Origin of the sequence: Paenibacillus sp. FSL E2-0177, from assembly GCF_037992975.1 — a bacterium.
In the GTDB taxonomy this organism is placed as follows: domain Bacteria; phylum Bacillota; class Bacilli; order Paenibacillales; family Paenibacillaceae; genus Paenibacillus_AQ; species Paenibacillus_AQ odorifer.
Window position 1 is genome coordinate 575,670 of sequence record NZ_CP150307.1, and the last position, 21,057, is coordinate 596,726.

At 47.8% G+C, this 21,057-nt stretch carries 23 protein-coding genes; all 23 read left to right on the plus strand.

Annotation, left to right across the window (positions count from 1 at the left end; genetic code table 11):
- The first annotated feature begins 138 nt into the window (after positions 1-138).
- The 23 genes from MHI25_RS02595 (at position 139) to MHI25_RS02705 (ending at position 21,057) form a co-directional block, all read left to right on the plus strand.
- Entirely contained in the window at positions 139-696 is a 558-nt protein-coding gene (locus tag MHI25_RS02595) for a superinfection exclusion B family protein (protein WP_340394909.1), read from the plus strand.
- A gap of 60 nt (positions 697-756) precedes the next feature.
- Positions 757-1,293 carry a transcriptional regulator gene (locus MHI25_RS02600; protein WP_340394910.1) on the plus strand — a complete coding sequence of 179 codons (537 nt, stop codon included), beginning with the start codon at positions 757-759 and terminating at the stop codon, positions 1,291-1,293.
- Complete coding sequence (locus tag MHI25_RS02605) at positions 1,290-2,327, plus strand: DNA cytosine methyltransferase (protein ID WP_340394911.1); 1,038 nt, start codon at positions 1,290-1,292, stop codon at positions 2,325-2,327. Before MHI25_RS02600 ends, MHI25_RS02605 begins: the two co-directional genes overlap by 4 nt.
- Before the next feature lie 131 nt (positions 2,328-2,458).
- Complete coding sequence (locus MHI25_RS02610; RefSeq protein WP_076220554.1) at positions 2,459-2,668, plus strand: hypothetical protein; 210 nt, start codon at positions 2,459-2,461, stop codon at positions 2,666-2,668.
- Positions 2,669-3,039: 371 nt separating this feature from the next.
- Complete coding sequence (locus MHI25_RS02615; protein WP_340394912.1) at positions 3,040-3,918, plus strand: phage terminase small subunit-related protein; 879 nt, start codon at positions 3,040-3,042, stop codon at positions 3,916-3,918.
- Positions 3,912-5,606: a DNA packaging protein gene (locus MHI25_RS02620; protein ID WP_340394913.1), complete on the plus strand. Its 1,695-nt coding sequence runs from the start codon at positions 3,912-3,914 to the stop codon at positions 5,604-5,606. Before MHI25_RS02615 ends, MHI25_RS02620 begins: the two co-directional genes overlap by 7 nt.
- Positions 5,607-5,609: 3 nt before the next feature.
- A complete protein-coding gene (locus tag MHI25_RS02625; protein WP_340394914.1) occupies positions 5,610-7,088 on the plus strand; it encodes a phage portal protein in 1,479 nt (492 codons plus the stop codon).
- Positions 7,081-7,911 carry a hypothetical protein gene (locus MHI25_RS02630; RefSeq protein WP_340394915.1) on the plus strand — a complete coding sequence of 277 codons (831 nt, stop codon included), beginning with the start codon at positions 7,081-7,083 and terminating at the stop codon, positions 7,909-7,911. Before MHI25_RS02625 ends, MHI25_RS02630 begins: the two co-directional genes overlap by 8 nt.
- 26 nt (positions 7,912-7,937) lie before the next feature.
- The gene (locus MHI25_RS02635) at positions 7,938-9,161 is read left to right on the plus strand and encodes an XkdF-like putative serine protease domain-containing protein (RefSeq protein ID WP_340394916.1); all 1,224 of its coding nucleotides are present in this window, start codon (positions 7,938-7,940) and stop codon (positions 9,159-9,161) included.
- Between the two features lie 21 nt (positions 9,162-9,182).
- Positions 9,183-10,130, plus strand: coding sequence for a major capsid protein (locus MHI25_RS02640; RefSeq protein WP_340394917.1), 948 nt, complete (start codon positions 9,183-9,185; stop codon positions 10,128-10,130).
- Positions 10,130-10,435, plus strand: coding sequence for a Rho termination factor N-terminal domain-containing protein (locus MHI25_RS02645; protein ID WP_340394918.1), 306 nt, complete (start codon positions 10,130-10,132; stop codon positions 10,433-10,435). Before MHI25_RS02640 ends, MHI25_RS02645 begins: the two co-directional genes overlap by 1 nt.
- Positions 10,413-10,799: a hypothetical protein gene (locus MHI25_RS02650; protein WP_340394919.1), complete on the plus strand. Its 387-nt coding sequence runs from the start codon at positions 10,413-10,415 to the stop codon at positions 10,797-10,799. Before MHI25_RS02645 ends, MHI25_RS02650 begins: the two co-directional genes overlap by 23 nt.
- Positions 10,796-11,122, plus strand: a complete 327-nt coding sequence (locus MHI25_RS02655; protein WP_340394920.1) for a hypothetical protein — start codon at positions 10,796-10,798, stop codon at positions 11,120-11,122. Before MHI25_RS02650 ends, MHI25_RS02655 begins: the two co-directional genes overlap by 4 nt.
- Positions 11,115-11,603, plus strand: coding sequence for an HK97 gp10 family phage protein (locus MHI25_RS02660; RefSeq protein ID WP_340395651.1), 489 nt, complete (start codon positions 11,115-11,117; stop codon positions 11,601-11,603). The genes MHI25_RS02655 and MHI25_RS02660 overlap by 8 nt, the downstream gene beginning before the upstream one ends.
- Positions 11,600-12,076, plus strand: coding sequence for a hypothetical protein (locus MHI25_RS02665; protein WP_340394921.1), 477 nt, complete (start codon positions 11,600-11,602; stop codon positions 12,074-12,076). The genes MHI25_RS02660 and MHI25_RS02665 overlap by 4 nt, the downstream gene beginning before the upstream one ends.
- Positions 12,077-12,181: 105 nt before the next feature.
- Positions 12,182-12,436: a hypothetical protein gene (locus MHI25_RS02670; protein WP_340394922.1), complete on the plus strand. Its 255-nt coding sequence runs from the start codon at positions 12,182-12,184 to the stop codon at positions 12,434-12,436.
- Between the two features lie 101 nt (positions 12,437-12,537).
- The gene (locus MHI25_RS02675) at positions 12,538-12,783 is read left to right on the plus strand and encodes a hypothetical protein (RefSeq protein WP_340394923.1); all 246 of its coding nucleotides are present in this window, start codon (positions 12,538-12,540) and stop codon (positions 12,781-12,783) included.
- Positions 12,764-14,116 (plus strand): phage tail sheath subtilisin-like domain-containing protein, encoded by a 1,353-nt coding sequence (locus tag MHI25_RS02680; protein ID WP_340394924.1) that lies wholly within the window; start codon positions 12,764-12,766, stop codon positions 14,114-14,116. Before MHI25_RS02675 ends, MHI25_RS02680 begins: the two co-directional genes overlap by 20 nt.
- Positions 14,117-14,119: 3 nt before the next feature.
- Positions 14,120-14,563, plus strand: coding sequence for a phage tail tube protein (locus tag MHI25_RS02685; protein WP_060622117.1), 444 nt, complete (start codon positions 14,120-14,122; stop codon positions 14,561-14,563).
- A gap of 62 nt (positions 14,564-14,625) precedes the next feature.
- Positions 14,626-15,036 (plus strand): hypothetical protein, encoded by a 411-nt coding sequence (locus MHI25_RS02690; RefSeq protein ID WP_340394925.1) that lies wholly within the window; start codon positions 14,626-14,628, stop codon positions 15,034-15,036.
- Between the two features lie 179 nt (positions 15,037-15,215).
- Complete coding sequence (locus MHI25_RS02695; protein ID WP_340394926.1) at positions 15,216-19,409, plus strand: hypothetical protein; 4,194 nt, start codon at positions 15,216-15,218, stop codon at positions 19,407-19,409.
- A gap of 2 nt (positions 19,410-19,411) precedes the next feature.
- Positions 19,412-20,062: a hypothetical protein gene (locus tag MHI25_RS02700; RefSeq protein WP_340394927.1), complete on the plus strand. Its 651-nt coding sequence runs from the start codon at positions 19,412-19,414 to the stop codon at positions 20,060-20,062.
- A 14-nt stretch (positions 20,063-20,076) separates the two neighbouring features.
- Positions 20,077-21,057, plus strand: a complete 981-nt coding sequence (locus MHI25_RS02705; RefSeq protein WP_340394928.1) for a hypothetical protein — start codon at positions 20,077-20,079, stop codon at positions 21,055-21,057.

Below are 21,057 nucleotides of genomic sequence, written 5' to 3' on the forward strand. Positions count from 1 at the left end.
AAGAGCGGGGTGGGCTGGTTCTCTTCGTATCTCGCTGAGTTTCTGCCTACCCAAAGATTAAAAACCAACACAACACAAATAAGCCGATTAGGATATAATTACCTTAGTTGATTTCTAAATCAAAAGGGGCGATTATTTTTGGAGTTTTTGACAAAGGCTGTAGAATTTTTAAAGCTAAGCACCAAACATCTTTTGATAATATTTTTTATCACGGGTCTGGCCTTGTTTTTACCAACAGAATTTACTGATTTTATTAAGCTAACTGCAGTGATTGAAGATTATAGATCATGGATTGGTGCGGTGTTTCTAGTGTCCGGTGTTATTGCGTTAATAAACATTATTCAAAAATTCTTTACGGGTTTATCCCAAGCGAAAAAACGAAAGGGTTTAATTAAGTTCAGGAATCAGAAATTGCATAGGCTGACTCCACAAGAAAAGCTTATCCTAACACGATATTTTCTCAATCACACAACAAGCCAAGTGCTACCTATGAACGATGGTGTAGTAAACGAATTGGAGACATATAAAATAATTTCTAGATCAGCGAGTATTAGTCAAGGAGGCGTTTATTTTTCATATAACATCCAGCCTTGGGCGAGTGAATATTTAAAAAAACATCCGGATTTATTAAGAATGAATGAAAGTGAAGCGGAATTTGCCGAATTAGATTCGGAATGGAACCGATGGGAAGGCTAAAAACATATTGAAATTCATTAAGCACCTTCTGGTGCTTTTTCTTTTGAAAGGAGCAATTGTATGGACATCAGAATCGTACCAATTGAGCAGCTCAATGCAGCTGTCTATAACCCGCGGGTAGACCTTCAGCCGGGAGATCCAGAATACGAAAAACTTCGCCGCAGCTTGGATGAATTCGGCTACGTTGATCCGATTGTTTGGAATGAGCAGACTGGCAATATGGTCGGTGGCCATCAGCGTTATAAGGTGATGGTAAATGAGCAGGGCTGCACGGAACTGGCCGTATCGGTAGTTAACTTGAATCCTGAGCGGGAGCGGTTGCTGAATCTGGCACTGAATAAAGTGTCTGGCCACTGGGATGATGAAGCGCTGGCGCAGCTGCTGAATGAACTGCAGGAAGGCGGGGCTGATTTGGATCTGTCTGGTTTTAATACAGAAGAAGCTGAGAGGTTAATCGCTGATTTCGCTGAGCCGGCTGCTGATCAGCTTGGAGACTTTCAGAACCGTGAGCTGGATGTGAGTGAATTTGATGAATCCCGATTTGAATGCAAATGTCCTCGTTGTGGATTCGTCTTTGATAAAGAGGACGCATCATGAGTCGCCCAGCATGGGATTGGCGGTTATCAGATCTTGCCAGCGTCCCGAAGCACGGACATACCGTGTTCTCTTGCTTCAGCTGCGGTGGTGGTTCAACGATGGGATATAAGTTGGCTGGTTATACGGTGCTGGGTAATGTAGAAATCGACCCGCAAATGATGCGGATCTATCGGCAGAATCATAATCCCCGTTATCCGTATCATATGCCTATTCAGGACTTTAAGGAGCTGCCAGATTCAGAGCTGCCGTCGGAATTATTTGACCTGGACATTCTGGATGGTTCGCCGCCATGTAGCGTGTTTTCTACGGCAGGAGCTCGAGAGGACAAGTGGGGTGGAGAGTACGCTTTCCGTGAGGGACAGGCAGTGCAGCGTCTGGATGATCTTTTCTTTGATTTTTTGGATGTTGCAGAGAAACTCAGACCTAGAGTAATTCTCGCTGAGAACGTGCGAGGAATGATGGTTGGTAAGGCTCGTGGGTTTGTTAGTCTAGTCTTATCTCGTTTACGAGAGCTTGGGTATAGAGTGCAGCTCTTTTTACTAAACTCGGCTACTATGGGCGTTCCTCAAAAAAGGGAACGTCTTTTCTTTATTGCTTCTCGGGATGATCAAAACTTTCCATTGCTGCAATTGGAATTCAACGAGCCGCCTATACTATATGGAGATATTCGCAGTGGGGACGGTTCTCCGATAAATCCAGATAGCAAGACATACACCCGTTGGCATAAACGACGCCCACCTGATTTGAGTATGGGACATGTAACAGAAAGGGAGGAAGGTAAGATGAGCAACTTCAATACGGTTCTGCTTAAAGATCAGAAGGTAGCAAACACTTTGGCTAGTTCATCTGTATTTCTTCGGACGGATCATCCCCAACACATCAGCGATATGGATGCGATTCGTATGCAGACCTTCCCTGCGGACTATGACTTTATGGATGCTAGTGTGCAGTATGTATGCGGTATGAGTGTTCCGCCGTTGATGATGAATAAAATAGCTGAACAAATTCACTTACAATGGCTTAAAACAAATTAAAGGAGGACGCGTGAACGTCCTCCCTAACAACCAGGGTATCCCCCGGCTGAGACAGCGGCGCGCCACGCGTGGCATTCACAGTCATCCGCTGTCTCGCATTCCATCATAACGGAAAGTCGAGGGGTACGTAAATGGGAACACAAGATGAAATTTTATTGCAGCATGAGCTCGAAGTTATGGCCGGTATCCTGGAAAGCAAGGCACAGTACCGAAAGATTGTTAAGGCCGGCATAGCCAAGTGGGTCAAGGACTTTCAGGACGGCCGGATTGAAATTAAGACGGTGGACGATCTGAAGAAGTTGATTGAGATAGATATTGAGCTTCAAAAGGATGAGCTGTAAGTTCATAGATGCGTTAGAAAAACTCCTCTTCTTCCATATACTAGGTTTAGAGACTCAAAGATGGTCTCAAGTATAAGGAGGATTATGATCTATGCACAGAAGACAAGTTTCATGTTTCTTAATTGCAGACCACGATAGAAAGATTTTCAACGTGATTGAGTCTGCCAATGGCCACGGATGGCTGCAAGATAGAATCGGTGAACAGCAAGCCAAAGGAAGGGACGTTAGGGGCTATCCCTCGCCTAAACCTGCGCATGTGGTCAGGGAAGACTATCAGAAGAGTTTCGGATACGAGTATTCGAAAGATACTGTCTTGTAGCCTTTGGCGAGAAAGCGTCAGATATCTATTGTTGGGGGTGGTGACATGTAGCATGGCCAGAGAACGCAGTCCCGAGCGGGACAAGGCAAAACTGATGTGGTTGGAGAGCGGCGGAAAGATGAAGCTTAAGGACATCGCCGCCGCTCTTTCTGTTCCTGAGTCCAGAGTCCGAAAATGGAAGGCTGTCGACCGTTGGCAGGATGATTTGAATGGGAGCGTTGAGGATTCTTTCAAAGGGAGCGCTCCAAATGGAGCGAATGGGAGCGTTCCGAAGTCAAGGGGAGCGCCCAAAGGAAATAAGAACGCTGTCGGTAATCGTGGGGGTGCTCCCCCAGGTAATCAAAATGCAAAGGGAAATAGTGGAGGCGCCGGTGGACCGCTCCGGAATAACAAGGCCCTCAAGACTGGAATGTATGAAACAATTTTCATGGATGCCCTTGATGCAGATGAGCAGGATCTGCTGGACCAGATTGATACTTCTCCAATTGCTCAAGCTCAGGAGCAACTGATCATGCTTTCTCTTCAAGAGCGGCGACATCTGAAGCGTGTCAAGCTGTTGGAAGCGGGACTGTCTGATGAGGAGCGTAAGGTTAAAGAGGAGCTCCACCGGCGTAAGGACAGCGTTCCTTATACTAACCCAGCAACAGGCGTGGAGAAAATGGTTCCACTCATCACTGAGGGTATGAAGGTTACTGAGATCACAACGGTCGTCACTTCCAAACTTGATAAGATTCTCAAGCAGGAAGAGGCGCTGACTAAAACTCGGGATAAGAAGATCCGGCTGATCAATCAGATTGCATCGATGCAGCAAGAAGAAGAAAAGCTGGCTTTAGCCCGTGAGCGGCTGGAGCTAGAGAAATATAAAGTTTACGGTCCGGACAAGCTGGACGGGGAGGACGAGGAAGAGGAAGAGGATGATTTAGGATGGTAATAAAGCTTGCAAGGGAACATCGTCGGCGGATTAAGCGGAAGCTTCTGAACAAGCCGGAGAAGCTTGCTGAGCTTAAAGTGATTCTATCCGATTTCGAACAGTTCTGCTTCCGGATGCTGAAAATCAAGACCAAAACGGGGGATATTGTCCCTTTGGTCTTAAATGCTGCTCAGCTCAGATTTGCTGATACAGTCTTCAGAGACATTATAAGCGGGAAGCCGGTTCGTATTATCATTCTGAAGGCACGGCAGATGGGTTTCTCCACGGTCACCGAAGCCATTATCTATTATTTAACTTCCCTGCAGGAAGCAAGGAACGCCTTTATAGTTGCTCAGGATTACCAAGCTTCAGGTAACTTATATGATATGTTCCAGCTTTATTTTGAACGCGTGCCGGAGTCAATCCGTCCGATGCATAAGCGAAATAATACGAAGCAGCTCACTTTCGAGAATCCTTCAGTCAAAGCTTACGAAAAAAGGCGTAATCCGGGACTGAAATCCAAGATCACTGTTCAAACGGCGGAGAGCCGGGTGCTTGCCCGTTCTGGAACGATCCACTATTTACATGCTTCTGAGGTCGCGTTCTGGCCAGCGAAGAAGAAGAAGCGGCATCTGCTGTCATTGTTCGCTGCGCTTTCCAAAGAACCTGGCACGCTGGGTGTGGTTGAATCTACAGCAAATGGCATGGACGAATACAAGCAGATGTGGGATGCGGCGGTCGAAGGGGAAAATGACTTCACCCCGCTGTTTTACGCATGGTTTGAAATGCCGGACTATCGTAAACCAGTCCCTCCAGGTTTCGTACTGACTGATGAAGAGCTGAAGCTTAAATCGAAGTATGGTCTGGACGATGAGCAGATTCAGTGGCGCCGTTATACTATCCGGAATGATTGCGGCGGCGATCCTCGCGTCTTTCGCCAGGAGTACCCGTCCGAACCAATGGAGGCATTCCTACTCTCCGGTGAAGGTATCTTCGATAATGAGTTTATTCAGAAGTTGTTGGATGCCCTAGGTAAGCCTGGTCCGGGAAGTCGTTATGAGATTGACGAAGTGAAGAAGAAGGTCTTGCGTGCAGACTCAGGCGAGCTGCGCGTATTTTGTATGCCCGAGAAAGGCAAACGGTACATTATTGGAGCTGATACAGCAAAGGGGAAGCCAGGAGGAGACTATGACGTCGCTTATGTGATAGAGGAGCGAACCGGTGAAATGTGTGCCATGGTTCGTGGTAGATGGGACACTGACTTATTTGGCAAGAAGCTGGATATCTTGGGACGCTACTACAATATAGCGCTGCTGGCCGTTGAAAATAACAATACTGGTGAATCAGTCCTGAATACGTTGGCCAATACCTGTAAATATCCGTTGCTTTACTTCTGGAGAAAGGGCGACTATGGCTGGAATACGAATACAGCAACCCGGCCAGTGATGATAAGTGACTTTAAAGAGGCCATTCGGGATCAGCTTTTTCCGATAAACTGCAGACGTTTATATATGGAGTGTCAAACCTTCATCGATAACAACGGGAAACCGGAGGCGGATACGAACTGTAACGACGACTGTATTATGGCTTATTCCATTGCTCTGCAGGTTCGACAGGTGGCCGGGAAATGGTTTGAGTGGTATGAGAAGAAAATGAAGAAACGGGAGGAAGATTCTGAATATGATAACGAGGAAGTGGGGTGGTTATAACACATGAGTGGTGAAGCACAATGGTTTCAAATATCTAAAGGAGAGGATAAACATATCCCTTCCAGCGCACAACTGCCAGACAGCTTCGACAATCTCTATGATCAGCATGGGCTACTGTCTTTTCCTCCTGGTAACGACCCTGCTTCCTGCAAGTTGCTGGTCAAGAACTCGAATATAATTCCGCAGTGCATCGAAGCATACAAACGGAATATTGCAGGCTATGGGATTGCGCTGGAGTATCTGCCGGGTGAAAACGACGAAACGGCAAAAGAAGAATGGGATCGTGCAGAAAAGTTTCTTGAAACCTGTAATCTTGAGGATACGCCAGATGAGATTGTAAGTTCTCTAATTGAAGATATCGAGAGTACTGGAAATGCGAATGTTGAAGTAGCTTGGCCAACTGGCAGCGAGTTTCCGACGTTATACCGTATTAATCCAAAATTTGTCCGTTGTACTCGGGAAACCAATAAGGCAACGATCAAGCGCAAGCGACTGATCCGCTCAACGAAGAAGATCGAAGAATTCACTCAAGATGTATACGCTCGGAAGTACGCTATGAAGCGAGGGCAGTCTGTGGTGTGGTTCCATCCCTTCGGAACCGAGGGTCAAGGTAATCAGATCATCCCGTTGAAGCTAGGTAATGATGGACCATACGGTGAGCCGCGCTGGTTTGGAAACGCTCCAGGGGTGGTTGGTAGCCGAGAAGCAGAGGAATTGAACGTCTCTTATTTCAGCAATGGCCGGATGCTTTCGATGATATTGACAGTAACTAATGGTAGGCTGACCAAACAGTCCATGGAGCTTCTGAGAAATGTGAAGGGTTCTCAATCTCAGGGGGGCATTCTTTATCTGGAGGCTAAGGGGGAAGAAACCGGTGGCCCTATGGATGAGAAGGTCGAGAAAGTCGCTATTAAGCTGGACAAGTTGAATGATCTACTGCAACAAGATGCGCTATTTCTCGAATACGGTAAGGATAAGAAGGCGGATATTCTTTCCTCATTCCGGCTGCCGCCGATCCTGGTTGGCCAGAGTTCCGACTATAACCGTGCTACGGCGGATGCAGCTCTGCGGTTTGCAGAAGAGCAAGTATTTGAGCCGTATAGGAAGTGGATCATGAATGAGATCTTCAATAAGCGTTTGTTTCCAGCTCTTGGTATCTTTCGAGTACGGGCCGCCCTGCGAGGTCCGCGCATTATAGATCCAGAAGACCGCAAAGCGCTGCTGGACTTTATCGCAGACCGTGGGATTATGCTGGTCCGAGATTTAATACCGATCGCAGAGGAAGTGCTTGATACCACCATTGATGAGTCCAAATACAGCGCAGAATATCTGGATACTCCGATCGCGCAGCTTGTAAGTAGTCAGCCAGCATTAACCGTGCCAGAACCTAATTCTGATGTAGACAATCTGCAAGAGCAGGTATCCATCATTGCCAAGCGTCTGCTGCGGCAGAGTCATGACGAGGTAGTTGGCCATGTGTAAGGAATGCTGGGAGCGCATCGCAAAAGCGGACGATACAGAGTTTTTGGACAGCTTGGAGCTGACCCATGCGGAGCGAGTCGTGCTGGAAGAGTTGTACAAGCAGGGTGAGAACAAGATTATAGAGATTCTGGAATTGCAGGGCAAGGCGCTGCATGATGCAATTCTGGAACTTAGCGAGGAACTACTGATTGATATTGATGAGCTGGGTAAAGTGCTGGTATCTGTTCAGAGCGGCGAGCTGTTCACCGTTCAATTTGAACAGACCGTGTATGATGCCTTTCAGCCGCTTTATCATCTGGCCGGCGAAACAGAGCTAAATGCGCTCGACCCTGACAAAGTTTGGTCGGTTGAAAACAAAGCGGCTTCCCGCTTTTCCAAGAAGCTCCAAAAGCTGGTGCCAGATATGAACGGGACCAGTAAGGACGTTATGACGCGTGCCTTTCAGAAAGCCATCGATGAAGGGAAGACAAACGGGGAGCGGGCGGTACTTGTCCGAGACATCAGCGCCGCCGCTGCCAAGGGTGACGCTGGGCCGTTTACCATGGAGCGGGCAGTTACCATTACCAGAACAATGAGCACTTCTGCAGCCAACGGTGGTAAGCTGGAGGGCTGGAATAAGTCTGAGGTGGTCACCGGCAAAGAGTGGCGGTCCGCTGGGGGAGACCGCACCCGTAAGACGCACAAAAAGGCAAATAAGCAGGTTCAACCGCTAAGTAAGCCGTTTATCGTTGGAAAAAGCAAGTTGATGTTCCCCGGAGATCCCAGTGGGCGACCAGAGGAAATTATACAATGCCGCTGCACGATGCAGTCGGTGATTGACTAATTCATGAGAGGAGGTGAATAGACAAAATGACGTTTAAATTGAAAGATGCCAAAATTACGCATTTATCTCTAGTGGATAAGGGTGCCAATGGCGTACCGTTTGCCATCATCAAGGCTGCCGGGAAAAATGCCATCCAGAAACAGGTGCAGATTGCCAAGGTAGACGAGAGCAAGCACATCGTAATTGGGGTTGTATATCAACCAGACAAGCCAGATGCGCATGATGACCAGATGGATGCAGAGGAAATTGAAAAGGCTGCACACCTCTTTATGGAGAAGCAGCACACTTACAACATCGACAAGCAACATGACCTGGAAGCAGACAAAGGGTATGTGGTTGAATCCTACATTGCTCCTTGCGATATGGAGATTGGTGATCAGATCATCGTGAAAGGCTCCTGGGTTGCTGGTGTCAAAGTCACGGATGATGATGCCTGGGATGCCATTCAGAAAGGCGAGATCACCGGATTTTCGATGTGGGGTGTAGGCAAGAGGGAAGAGATCGAGGAAGAAGAGGAGGTATCCAAGGGACTCTTGAATAGGATAGCCAAAGCGTTGGGTCTAATTGAAAAAGGAGTTGTCTCTGACAAATACAATAAAAATCGAAGGGACCGGGAATTTTGGGCAGCACAGGACGCGCTCAACTCGGTCCTTTTTCGTTGGGGTAGTTGGGAAAGCGGGATGGAAACCGATGCGGAGATCATTCGGGAGGCGCTGCAGGATTTTGTGGATATCGCTCAAAATGTACTGATTCAGGATGACATCATTAAGGCCATCGGAACTCCACCGGAGCAAATCGCCAAAGCTGGAAAGGCGATATCTGCCGGCAATCTTAAACATGTGGACGATGCGATTGCTGCGCTTAATGAATTGAAAAATAAAACGGCTCCTATAGATGAGTCGGAGGAGGAAAACGATTTGAAAGCTGAAGATATTGCCAAGGCTGTAACGGCCGCAATGGCCCCGATCGCCAAGCAGGTAGAAGGCCTAACGGCAGAAATTGCGGTTCTTAAGAAAGAGGAAGGTGTCGACGGTGAGCAACCTGTAGGTGGTAGTGCTCCAGTTACTACCGCAGAAGAGACTGCAATTACCGACGCCATTGCCAAGGCTCTTGAACCGCTGAGTCAGCAGATGCAGACGCTGGCAGCTGACGTGCAGTTGGTAAAGAATAGCCGTGGTGCTTCCGCGCAAGGTGATGAAGAAGAAATCAGCAAATCAGAAGGCGCCGTTAGTTTCGGACGCTTCCTGTAATTCGAAGGAGGAATGCAAATCATGAGAACGAACGGTAACATCGCTAGTACGAGCATTCGTAAATCAACCATCGTTACACCAATGGACCAAAATGCCTTGAACTATGAGGAAGTGGAAGCCTTCACCGATATGGCGTATGAGGTTAATGGTTTCCTTAAAGGCATCCGTCATGAGAATCGGAAGAGTTCCAAAGGGACTATTGACAAGGTGGGTGTACGAGGCCGTAACATGCGGAGTAAAAAAGAGAATATTATGGCTTCCAACACGCCTGGTCTGACCTTTCCACAGATTCCATATTCAGTAGAGCCAGTAATTGTTCCATTTGATATTACCGAGGAATTTATTCGCCAAACTCAGCGGGTGCGTGGCCAAAACGCAGAGGATATCATTATGCGGGCTATGGCTAACAACTACGGTGAGAATATGCAAGACATCGGCTTTAATGGTGATACGGCAACTCTGAACACTGATCCGGATTATGAGTTTCTGAGCATAAATGATGGTTGGTTGAAGAAGGCGCGTACCACCGGTCATTATTTAGATTGGAAGACACTTTCGGCTAAAGAGAAAACAGGAATTTTGTTTGAGGTTGAGCGTGCGATACCAACCCGTTATCGTGCTGGTGGGGTATTTAAATACTTCATGCATCCAAATACCTTCAGTGAGCGACTACAAATGCTGGCTGAGAAGGACACCAGCGCATCTATTCAATTGCAGATCTTGGGGGGCACGAAGAAAGTCAACGCTTATGATGTTGAAGAGGTCTGGAGTATGCCAGAAGGAGCGATTCTCTTCACATATCAGCCGAACTTTGCGATGGTCCATACTTATGACATGCAAATTCGTAAGACGACTGAGGGCAAGGAGGCAATCTGGACTGATAAGCGCTTTTACGCAATTCATTCTGACTATGATTCTATTTTTGAAGAGCCACAAGCTCTGGCCTATGTGGAAGGGGTGGAATTCTAATGCCATACGTGACCTACAGAGGCAAGAACGCCTCGCTTCGGCTGTATAGTATTCGTTTTGAGCCGGCTAAGCCGGTACTGGTGGAAGATTCAGTTGTGCTGGAAAAACTGCATGAGCATCCTGATTTTGAAGTGAATGCGGAGAAGGTCATTCTGCTGGAAGATCTGACAGTTCCCCAACTGAAGGACAAGGCGAAGAAGGCTGGAATTGATGGTTTTGCCGACCTGAAGAAGCCGGAGCTGATCGCTGCCCTGAAGGCGCTGGAAGGCGGCGGTGTGCCTGATGCTGACAGCGACACTCCTTAAGGAACGTAGCCGTGTCAGCGCCGTGCAGGAAGCGACTGACAAGCAACTTGATCAGTACATTGATGATGCGCAGACCCGTATTGAGCTGTATTTGCCTATTTCATTCCCAGTAATAGCAGACAAGCAGCTCATGTTGGCCTGGGTGAAGCTTGCGGAGTCACTGGCACTGCAGGACAGCGAGGAATACCTAGCTTCAGTCGCCCGCGGCTATTCAGCGGAAAGTGACGGTGCCTGGACATATACCCGGCAGGCAGTAGAAGGGAAGACTACAGGGAATGCCGATGTGGATTCTATTCTCTTCCTGTGGGTCAAAAAGCAGCAGTCCGGGCCGGATGATGGAAACATTACGGCCTATTTACTATGAATCACCGTATGAATACCCCGCTGGCGGTGTACCGGGTCGGCCGCCAGCAGGATGCGGACAACCTGTTTAGCGATCGGAAGTCTGGAAAGGTTTCTGATTTGAAGTGTTTCGTTGTTAAGACGCAGACTGATGCCAAGGCAGATTCCACCCCGGTCATATACATTGTCAAAAAAACAATCGGGGTTCCGAAGACAGCGGACGTTCGAATCAGTGACGAAGTATTGCTGTTCGGACGCAGGTATCTGGTGATTGACTCTAACCCACGCCATTACTGGCGTGAGTTATTGGTGACTTGCGAGGTGAAGGGCAGTGAACATGCATGACTTTGACGGCCTAGCGAAGAAATTCAAGAAGCTGAGCGACGAAGGGGTTAGTCAGATCCTTAAGAACATTGCTGAGGCTGTGGGCGAAACACTTTTGAACCTGATCATCGATGAGATTGATAAACAGGATCTGATTGACACTGGATTGATGTGGAACTCCTTTACTCGTGGAGAGGACAATAACATTTGGGAATGGGATGTTGACCGCAATTCTATTACTATCGAAGTTGGTTCCAACCTTCCTTATGCACGCCATCTCAATGATGGATACACCATCCGTAAAGCACATTATGTTCCTGGATTCTGGAAGGCAAATGGTCAGTTTGTATATGATCCGGCTGCAAAGACTGGCTTTATGGCAAAGCCGCGGTCGTTTATTGGACGTCATTACTTTGACATCGCTGTGAAGGAATTGGAAGGTGGTGTGAACGCATTGATTACGAAGCGGTTGGAGAAAGAGCTGGGGAGGATGCTGTCATGATGGATGTGGGATTGAAAGCCTGGGCTGATATTGTGAAGCGGGTGTACCCTGACTTGCCGATCCTGCGGGAAAAGTCGAAATGGTTGGCAGGTCAATTTGATCGTCCTAGCGTTTTTATTGAAACAGACCTTGTGTCTGATAAGACGCATACACCCCAATCGAACCGGATCATTGAGGACGTGGGTCTGGTCTTTCATTACGACATTGAAAGTATCGGGGATGAGGACAAAGGAGAACCGATCCCCTTAGACTTATCTCCTTTCTTTCTCTTCCTTCGCCAGCGGCGGTTCTGTGTGGTATCAGAGCGCTTTGGGGTGATGCTCGTCGTTGAGACGCCGCGCACGCGGCCTATGAATGACCAGATGGAAGTTACATTTCGTTATTCATATTTGCTGCATGTTCCGAAACTTATGATCAAAGATGATGGGCAACAAGTTCAGAAGATTAATGAATTTGTTATTGATCGAAGTTGAATTTAATATTTGATTCTATTGTTAAGCTAATGAGCAGGATAATCCAACTGGTCCCCGAATACTTAACTCAGGTTTTAGAACGACTAAAGGATAAGGGTGAATTATGTGCCAAATGATTATGTTTGGGGGATTTTCGTTGCTGACGCTTCAATTGATTTTCCGAATTTCTTTCCAATAGGTGTTTACACCACACGTGAGTTAGCCATTAATGAAGTTGAAGCTTTGCCAAGAGATCACAATTATCAATTACTTCGAATGCCGCTAAATAATAACTTCGCATACTACCATAGAAAGAGTAGTAAGTTGGTTGGAATGGATGCGATCCATCATGAACATTTTCATTTCAAAGATGAAAGTTAAACTGATTGGTTGTTAACGCTAACGGAAAACGTTAGTACGGCACTAACCGCCTACGGAGAGGCGGTTTTTTTGGTCCGGAAAAAGGGAGGAATATTTAAAGCATGAACCTAAAAAAACAGATACGCCAGGGCGCTGATGTTGTTCTAAATGACCTGAACAAGCGAACAAAGCAGGAATGGATTGAGAGCGCAGTGGTTTTGAAGCGGGAACGCTTCGAGATTGCCGGTGCTCTTTTTGATTGTGACGAAGATACCCTGCTGACTCAGCAGGAAGTTATTCAAAAGGTGCAGGCCTATTTGGGACTGACAAAAAAGGAGGAAACAGTGAATGTCGATACAACGGAATAGACCAGGCGCGTATGTGGAGCTGCAGGCGGTTGCAAAGTCTCGTGTTCTATCGGTATCTGGTCGCGTTTTGATACCGTATCAAGCTGAGTGGGGATTGCCAAATAAAGCAGTGGATATGGCGGATCAGTCGGAGCGTTTGAAAGAATCTGGACTGTTGGTAGATGAGTTGGAGCTAGCAGCTGAGAACGGGGCGACCGTTATCGGTTACCGTGTCACCAACGGCAGTGAGGTGGCAGCATCCGTTGCAGTAGCCAGCAGCTATACCATTGAGGCCCGTTATCCAGGCACTCGCGGAAATGATTTCGAGTACCTAATTCGGACGAGTCTGGTGGATGCAACAAAGAAAGAAATTGTCATTCGGGATACGAAAGGTATCTATGATACTGAGACGTTCTTGGTCGCTGATAAAATGGAAGCAATTAATGCTCTGAAAAAGTCCAATATGGTGCGTTTTAAAGACACAGGTTCAACGACGTTGGCTGATGTTGCCTACACGAAGTTAGCCGGTGGAATCACTGGAACTGCAACGATTACGGCAGCCAATTGGAGCGGTATATTTAATCGGATTGATGGTTTAGTGTTTGATGTCGTGTACTTGCCTTCTTCTGAAGCTTCGGTTCAGGCAGCCGCGAAACAATGGTTGCTGGATCGCCGCACCAAGGCTCGCAAACTTGCACAACTGGTCATTGCAGGAGCATCGGGGTCTGATGATGATATTGAAGTTCACAACACACGCAGCCGCGCTGCTAATGCTCGTTTTATCATCAATTGCTCTTTAGCTGGCGAACATTCTAACGGAAAGATCTATACTTCCCTGCAGTGGGCAGCGTGGGTAGCTGGTTTAGCCGCTGGAACACCGGCGAATAAATCATTTACGGGTGTTAAGATACCAATGACTGAAGCTCTAGTGGACTGGAGTCATAGCGAAGTTTTGAAGGGGTTGGCCGAAGGCACACTGATGGCTACCCGCGACGGCTACGACTATATTATTGAGTCGGCAGTGAACACATTGACCACGCTTGGGGCAGGGGAACGGGAGGACTTCGGTAAGATTCGAGTTTCCATGACGATAGACCAAATTTTAAATGACATCTACGCTGCTGGCAAAGCAAACAAGGCTAAGCTGGACAATGACAAGGATGGTCGGGGGATGTTTATCGCAGCAGTCGTTAGTTATCTGAAGACTCGTGCTGGACAGAAGGCGATTGACTCAGAGTTTACATTTACCGAACATCCAACGAAGAAAAGTGATATGGATTATGCTTACTTCTCCCTGTCTGCAAAACCGCTGGACGCGATTGAGATCTTTAATATTGATTGGGAGGTGGCGTAATCGATGGAACGCGAACTTATTGGCCGTAATTTATCCGTACAGGATGACAATGGCGACTCTATTCAGACCATTAAAGAAGTAGAGGTTATTCTGAAGCCGGAGACACTGGATATTATCCGTGCGCGGAAGATGTCTAAGACGAAACAGATTGTCGGGTATGAGATCACCGTAAAGTTGGTTATGTCAAAACTGGAGTCCTCTCTTCGTTACAGGCTCCTGGCTGATTTCAAGGCAGGTAAGACGATGTTCCTAGACCGGATCACAGGCTCTCTTGAGGACATGCAGACTGGCAATGTAGAACGGGTGATGATCAGCGGTGTGCATATTCATGATGAAATGGATTTGCTGGTTGCCAAGATTGACGACAACAATGGCATCGATATCACGCTTTCTGGTACGGCGAATGATTTTGATTTTATTGAACAGTTTCCGGATTATATGGCATAGGGACGGGTAACCGTCTCTTTTTCTTTATCTCATATCAATTAAAAATTGGAGGAAGAATCACTATGAGCGATAAATTAGAAAAATACCTATCCAAGGGCAAATCAGGTCGAAACGATGATACCATCACGGTACCAGCAGACGGAGAAGACTGGTCTGTACGCCGCCTGACCACCATAGAAGTACGCCGGTCTTATGAGTTGGCTTATGAGGAAAATGGTGATCCTAAAGATTCCTATAACGAGATCGACGTCATGATCGTTAAGGCAACCGAACATGAATTTGATTGGAACAATAAAGATTTACTACTCGCCTTCAATTGCACCAGTAAATATGAGCTGCCACCGCGTATTCTAGACAATCCTGCTGATTATTCGGAGCTTAGCAAAGCAGTGCGTAATTTCCAAGAAACAAAGGACGAACTTATGAAAGAAGCAAAAAACTCATCAAGCAAGACGGAGAAGCAAGCTGGGTAGCATCCTTTTGGATTAACCAGAAGCGGCTGCCGGCTGAAATCCTACCGTATGAGGTGGATAAACAGCGGCAGTATTATTTCTGTCTTGCCGCGGGGATGATTGCTGAAGAAGAAGCCAAACGCCTGGCTAACAAGAAATAGGCAGGATGGAGGTGAACAACCATAGCAGCGACAACAAAAGTGACGGTCCCGTTCGAAGCGCAGGACCTTATTTCCGGTGCTGTCCGGAATATACGAACAGCACTCCGTGGAGCCACAGATGATTTGCTCGACTTCAGGCGTGCCGCAGGACAGATGGGGAATAACCTGGTATCTGATCTTCGGCGTTCCCGGAGCGCAGCGGATGATTTGGGGAGCCGGGTCGGTAACGCATCAGATGAGGTACGTCGACTGGGGCGCGCAAACGTTGATGATATCTTTCGCCGCGCTCAATCAGGAGCAGATGAATTGCGTCGCTCAGCATCTCGTGCGGATGCTGAAATCCGCGGTATGAGCGATTCGCGGGTGCATATACAAGCGCAAGATGGGGTCAGTCCAGTCATTGACGGAATTTCCTCAAGATTAACCACTTTGGCGGCAACAGCTGGCGCAATTCTGATCGGCGGCGGAATCAAAGACGCCTTATTCGGAAATGTCATGGACTACTATTCCGAGGCCTCCCGCAGTGCATCGGTCATACCTGAAAAGGACCGGATCAATGCTCTTCAAGTAGGTAATCAGCTGCATGCCAAAGGACTTGTGGCTTCGCAAGCTCAGGCAGCTGGAATGCTGGGAGATTTAGCACCAATGGTTCGGGATAAATCACAGGCGGGTGACATGTTGACCTCGGCTGCGCAACTCCAATTTCTTATTCCAGATGCTAGTGTTGAGGAAATTGGGAGAGGACTCTCGCAATCCGCGAATACCTTCAAAGAATCTTACGCTTCTGTTGCAGACAGTATGGCATACGCCTACAGCCAAGTAGGCGATCCACAGAAAGATCTCTTCGATACATTCTGGGAGTATTCCGGATATTTCAAAAATACCGGAGCGAACTCCGGGCAGATGGCCAACTTCTTGACCCAAAGCGTCAAGGAGGGAGCTTTCAATTTTGACAAGCCGGCGGACTTTATTAAGGAGACGTTTGGTGTCAAAGCACTCGACTCGGGTGATATGGAGAAGTACTTCACTTTGCGCGGAGCGGGTAAGAACGATGCAGCGAAACAAGCTGCGGCATTTACCAGTGATATAAATTCTGGTGATGAGCAGCGGGCGAAGGGCGCTCTGATGGCTCTGGTCGGGGACCTGGCCAGTCAAACACAGAGCCAGTTGAAAGCTTCGTTAGTTTCGCTCGGCTCAGCTACTGCAGAGGACAACGGGAATGCTATTCTGAAGACCTTTCAGGTTCCATTTCAGCCGGCTCCTGCAGAGATTGCAGGAACTACCGATAGGATGGTCAAAGCTCAACAAGATGCCAACCCGATGACCAGTATCATTCAGACCCGTGCAGAGATTGATCAACAGATGCAGGATTTGGGGGCAAACCTTTCGACGGCTGTCTTACCTGTACTGAAAGAATTCAATACTCTTATCACGGAAAATAAAGATGAAATACAGGAACTAGGAACTAAAGTTGTTGGTTTTGTCAGCAAAGCAACAAGTATATATAGCGATCACTTTTCTTTGATCAATAACTCTTTGATGATCCTCGGAGGTAGCGTAGCTGCTATAAAGGGTCTGAAATTTGGAAAGGGAGTTTTAAATGATCTAGGCAAGGTAAGTGGTCGATGGGGAACCAATACCTCAACTTCAAATCCAATTGAAGAGGTCAATACTTCCACCCTCCGTAGATTCAGACTGAGACGTGGCACCACCGGTGGATCAAGTGGAGGCTTGGGTGGCAGCCTGAGTTCTTTATCATCCATGACTGTAAATGCCAGTGTTGTTTATCTTAATGAAGCTGGCGGTCTGGGTGGCTCTCTTGGCGGGCAAGGCAGTCGCTCTGGAGGTAGGTTAACCCGGCGCGGGCGCACCGGTGCGACTGGATCTAACACCCGAACAACAACTGGTGGCAGTGGAGGTGCAGGCTCAATCAGAGCGCGCCGGGGTACGCGGACCACTAATATTCCTGATGTTGACTCAATTCCAGACGTTTCCGCGAGAAGAGGACGAGTTACTTACCGTAATACCGCTCGGCTTCGTGGGACATCATCAATCCCGGATATTATATCAGATGTTTCAGATGTACCAGCTAGGCGGGGAGTATTGAAAGGCTTGGCCAAGGGTGGTACCAAAGCCGTAAAGGCATTAGGAATTGCAGGTACTGTAGCTGGTATTGGATTGTCAGGGTATGACCTGTATCAAGCATCAAAAGACGATGGGCTTAAAGCTGGAGTATCGTCTACAGGTGGATCATTAATCGGAGGTACAGCAGGGGGAATCCTCGGGGGTGTTGTTGGTTCATTAGCTGGACCAATAGGCACTGCATTAGGAGCGGCAGCAGGCGGATGGGTTGGCGATAAACTGGGTTCCATGGCTGATTCAAGCGGAATCACTAAGTCTGTCGTAGATGGAGTGGTTTCGGCTGCTGGCGGCATTAAGGATGCAGCAGCTTCAATAGGTGGATGGCTCGGCATCACCAAGAAAAAGGAAGAGAAAAAGCCAGAGGTTAAACCCCCACCTGAAGCAAAGATCACCTTTGGTAACCTGACCCCAGAACGAGAAAAACAATTACAGGAGACCTTCAACGCTTTCCGGGCCAATGTCGCCAAGGATGGATTAAAGACCGCATTAACTAGTGCTGTTAACGAGAGCGGCGTTAAGGAAACGGTCGATAAGATTAAAAATACATTTGTTGGCGCGTGGAAAAGCACAGAATCGGGCAATGCTCAGCAAAACGTGCAGGCTGTTGGAGCAGCTGCACAGAAAACAGCTGGACAGACTCAGCAGTTAGGTGTAACCACGAAAATCAGCACTGCTGGAATTGTTCAGGGTGCTGGTGCAGCGGGAGCGAGTATGCTCGGAATCGGGACTGCAGTAAAGACGGCGACTGATGAGACGAAGCAGCAGCTGCTATCGATAGAAACGGTTACGAGTCAGAGTGAAAGCTGGGGCAGTACCATTATTACGAGGATTTCCAAGGGGATGCAGAGTAAATTCCCAGAACTTAAGTCGACAGCAATCGGTGCTATGGGTATTCTGAATACCCTGACTGGAGCAGGGTCTACGAAATCATTTAGTGCACCAAGTCTTATGAAATCCAGTGGTGGTGCCGCATATGCAAACGGCGATATTATTACTCGACCTCATATCGGGTTAGTCGGTGAGGCGGGACCGGAAGCGATTATTCCTCTCTCTGCAGGGCGCCGGCAGCGAGGGGTGGAACTGTGGGAACGAGCTGGCGCGATGCTGGGTGTACGGGCTTATGCAAATGGAGGCATTGTTGGCGCGCAACCTTTGCGAACTCAAGCTTATAAGGCGAAGGCCTACATTGATGATAACAACGACAGAATAGGTTACGGAGCCGGCTATGCCGAAGGGATCCATGGTTCGCTTGAAATGGTGAAAAGGCAAGGCCTGAAGCGTTACACCAAGGCGATGAGTAAAGCGAGTAGCCTCACTGATGCTTATAAAATACGCTCGACGGGTCATCAATTGCGTAGGCAGGCTGCCAAGATGAAAACCTTTGCCAGAAGTACGAAATTACTTGGCAAAGTGGTTCGACCTGTTGGCTACGCCATGGATGCTTGGGATATCCTCTTTGCTGGTAAAGGAAAGCGCGGGCGACAGACTGCTAAAGTAGCTGGTGGAATTGGAGGGGGGATCTTAGGTGGCGCCGCAACAGGTGCAATGCTTGGTACCTTCCTCATGCCTGGTGTAGGAACAGCCGTTGGCGGTGCAATTGGGGGGCTGTTAGGAACAATCGGCGGTGAGAAGTTGGCCACGAAAATGTATGATGGCATTTCTGGATTCTTTGGACGTCGGAAAAAGCGCAAGAAGAAGTACGCTGATGGTGGGCTTATCAGTGCTCCACATATGGGACTGGTCGGTGAAGCTGGTCCAGAGATGATCATTCCACTTTCGCGGCAGCGGAGTAAACGAGGAAGAGCATTGTGGGAACAGGCGGGGAGCCTGCTTGGTGTTCGTCCCTATGCAGATGGTGGTGCGGTAGGTATGAGATCTTCCAGTATCCCGGTAGCGAAGACATTAGCGCAGGCACCTGCAGCGATCCGCGATATCGTAATTGAGAACATCAACATCGATTTTGGTGAACTAGCCAAGGGAATTACCAACTTTGCTGAATTCGCTAAGATGCTGACCAGCCCGCAGGGACGAGCGCTGTTCCGCAAGGTTTTCGGCGAAGAGTTGTACAATGCTCTGGAAAGTGGGGGATAATCATGCTGACCATGATACGTGATAAGAATCGCTTCACTTTTCCAATTACACCGGCAGAGATACAGATCATTAGCAGCAATGAGGTAGACTCCTTTGTAGTAATCACCGGTGAAGAGAAGACAAGTAAGAGACTCACTTCGAAGCTGAAGCGGGTCTCTTTTTCTACGCTCTTCCCGCGAGTCTGGGAAGAGCTTTGGGAGACTGGAAAAGAGACGGTCGCTTACCAGTCTCCTGAACAGGCTTGGAAGTTGATGGAGGAATGGAAGCTCAAGCCGGTTGTGATCAACTTTGAATCGCTCTTTTCGCAAACCATGTGGTTTGAAAGTTTCGAGGCCACGTATAAAGATGGCCAGGCGAATCTGCATATCACATTTAATTTTGTAGAGTTCAACCCAGTTAAAATTGTTTCGTATTCCAATACAAAGCAGCTCTTGAAACCGGGTGTAATCATAACCAAGTCATCCAAAAGTCGACCTAATACAACGGGGAAAACGGACAAGAAGAATAAGACGAAGAAAAATGAGAAATCGAAGAAAGCAGAAGAAAAAAAGAAGAAAAATGAAGAGAAGAAATCCACTGCTAACGCTAAAGGCACCTTTGATTATCTGGCTCAAAAAGAACGGATTTTGGATAAGAACTCTAGTGTTAAATAAAAGGCGGGGTTGAGATGGATAACTTTGCGATCCTTTACGGAAAGGAGAGTAATCGACAGCTGTTGACGGATGCGGCAGTTGAATTGTCCTGGTCTTCAGCACGAGATGAAATCGCACGTAGCGCAACTGTTCGACTCCGTAACGCTGCTGATCTGAAGGTAGCCGGTATGCTGATGTGCTTTTCGTCACGGCTGAAAGGCATGGGAGTGCTTCATCACAAGAACCAGTTCTTCTATGGACCCATCATCAAGTATGAACAAAATGAGTTCACGGATGAATGGGAGGTTGAAGCTCGGGAGATGAGTTGGTATTTAGCGAAGAACAAAGGCACACGCCCATACCTAAAGGGTGAAGCCGGCGCGGAGCTGCAGCGTTATATCAAAACTACCGGAATTGATTTTCGTTGTCCTTCGTTAGGGTTTAACTTGGATGAACGCTATGGCACGATGTTCCACTCAGAAGTTATCTTGGATGTGCTGCAAAAGGCATATGAGCGTAGCGGCTACCGTTATCATGTAGATGTAGTCCGGACGGATACTAGTTTCTATCTGCAGGTAGTTAGGGAGGGAACGAACACCCTTGTTCCTGTGTTTATCCCGGAACAGATGGAGGCTAGCACCGCTGGTTATAGCATTGAGGAGACTTACACGGTTGTCACCGCACAGAAGTATAAGGACGATAAGCTTGCTTCATCAGTTACTAAGACAGCAGCTGGTGCAGTTCAAGCCATGGGCAGGATGGAAGAGATCATTGAAGTGGAAGAAGATGAGGACCCAGCTACGATTGCTACGCAGCGCCTGAAGGCTTTGTCGCAGGCGAAGCAGATTAAGAAAATTACTGTCAAGCATGAAGACCATACGCTGACAGGGCTTCGGGCTGGCTGGATGGTGTTGATCAAAACGGACCATACCTCCAAGTGGATTGTAGAGTCTGCAGAAAGCAGTTTTAAGAATGGGTTATACACTGTGAAGCTTGAACTGGAAAGGAGGGAATAA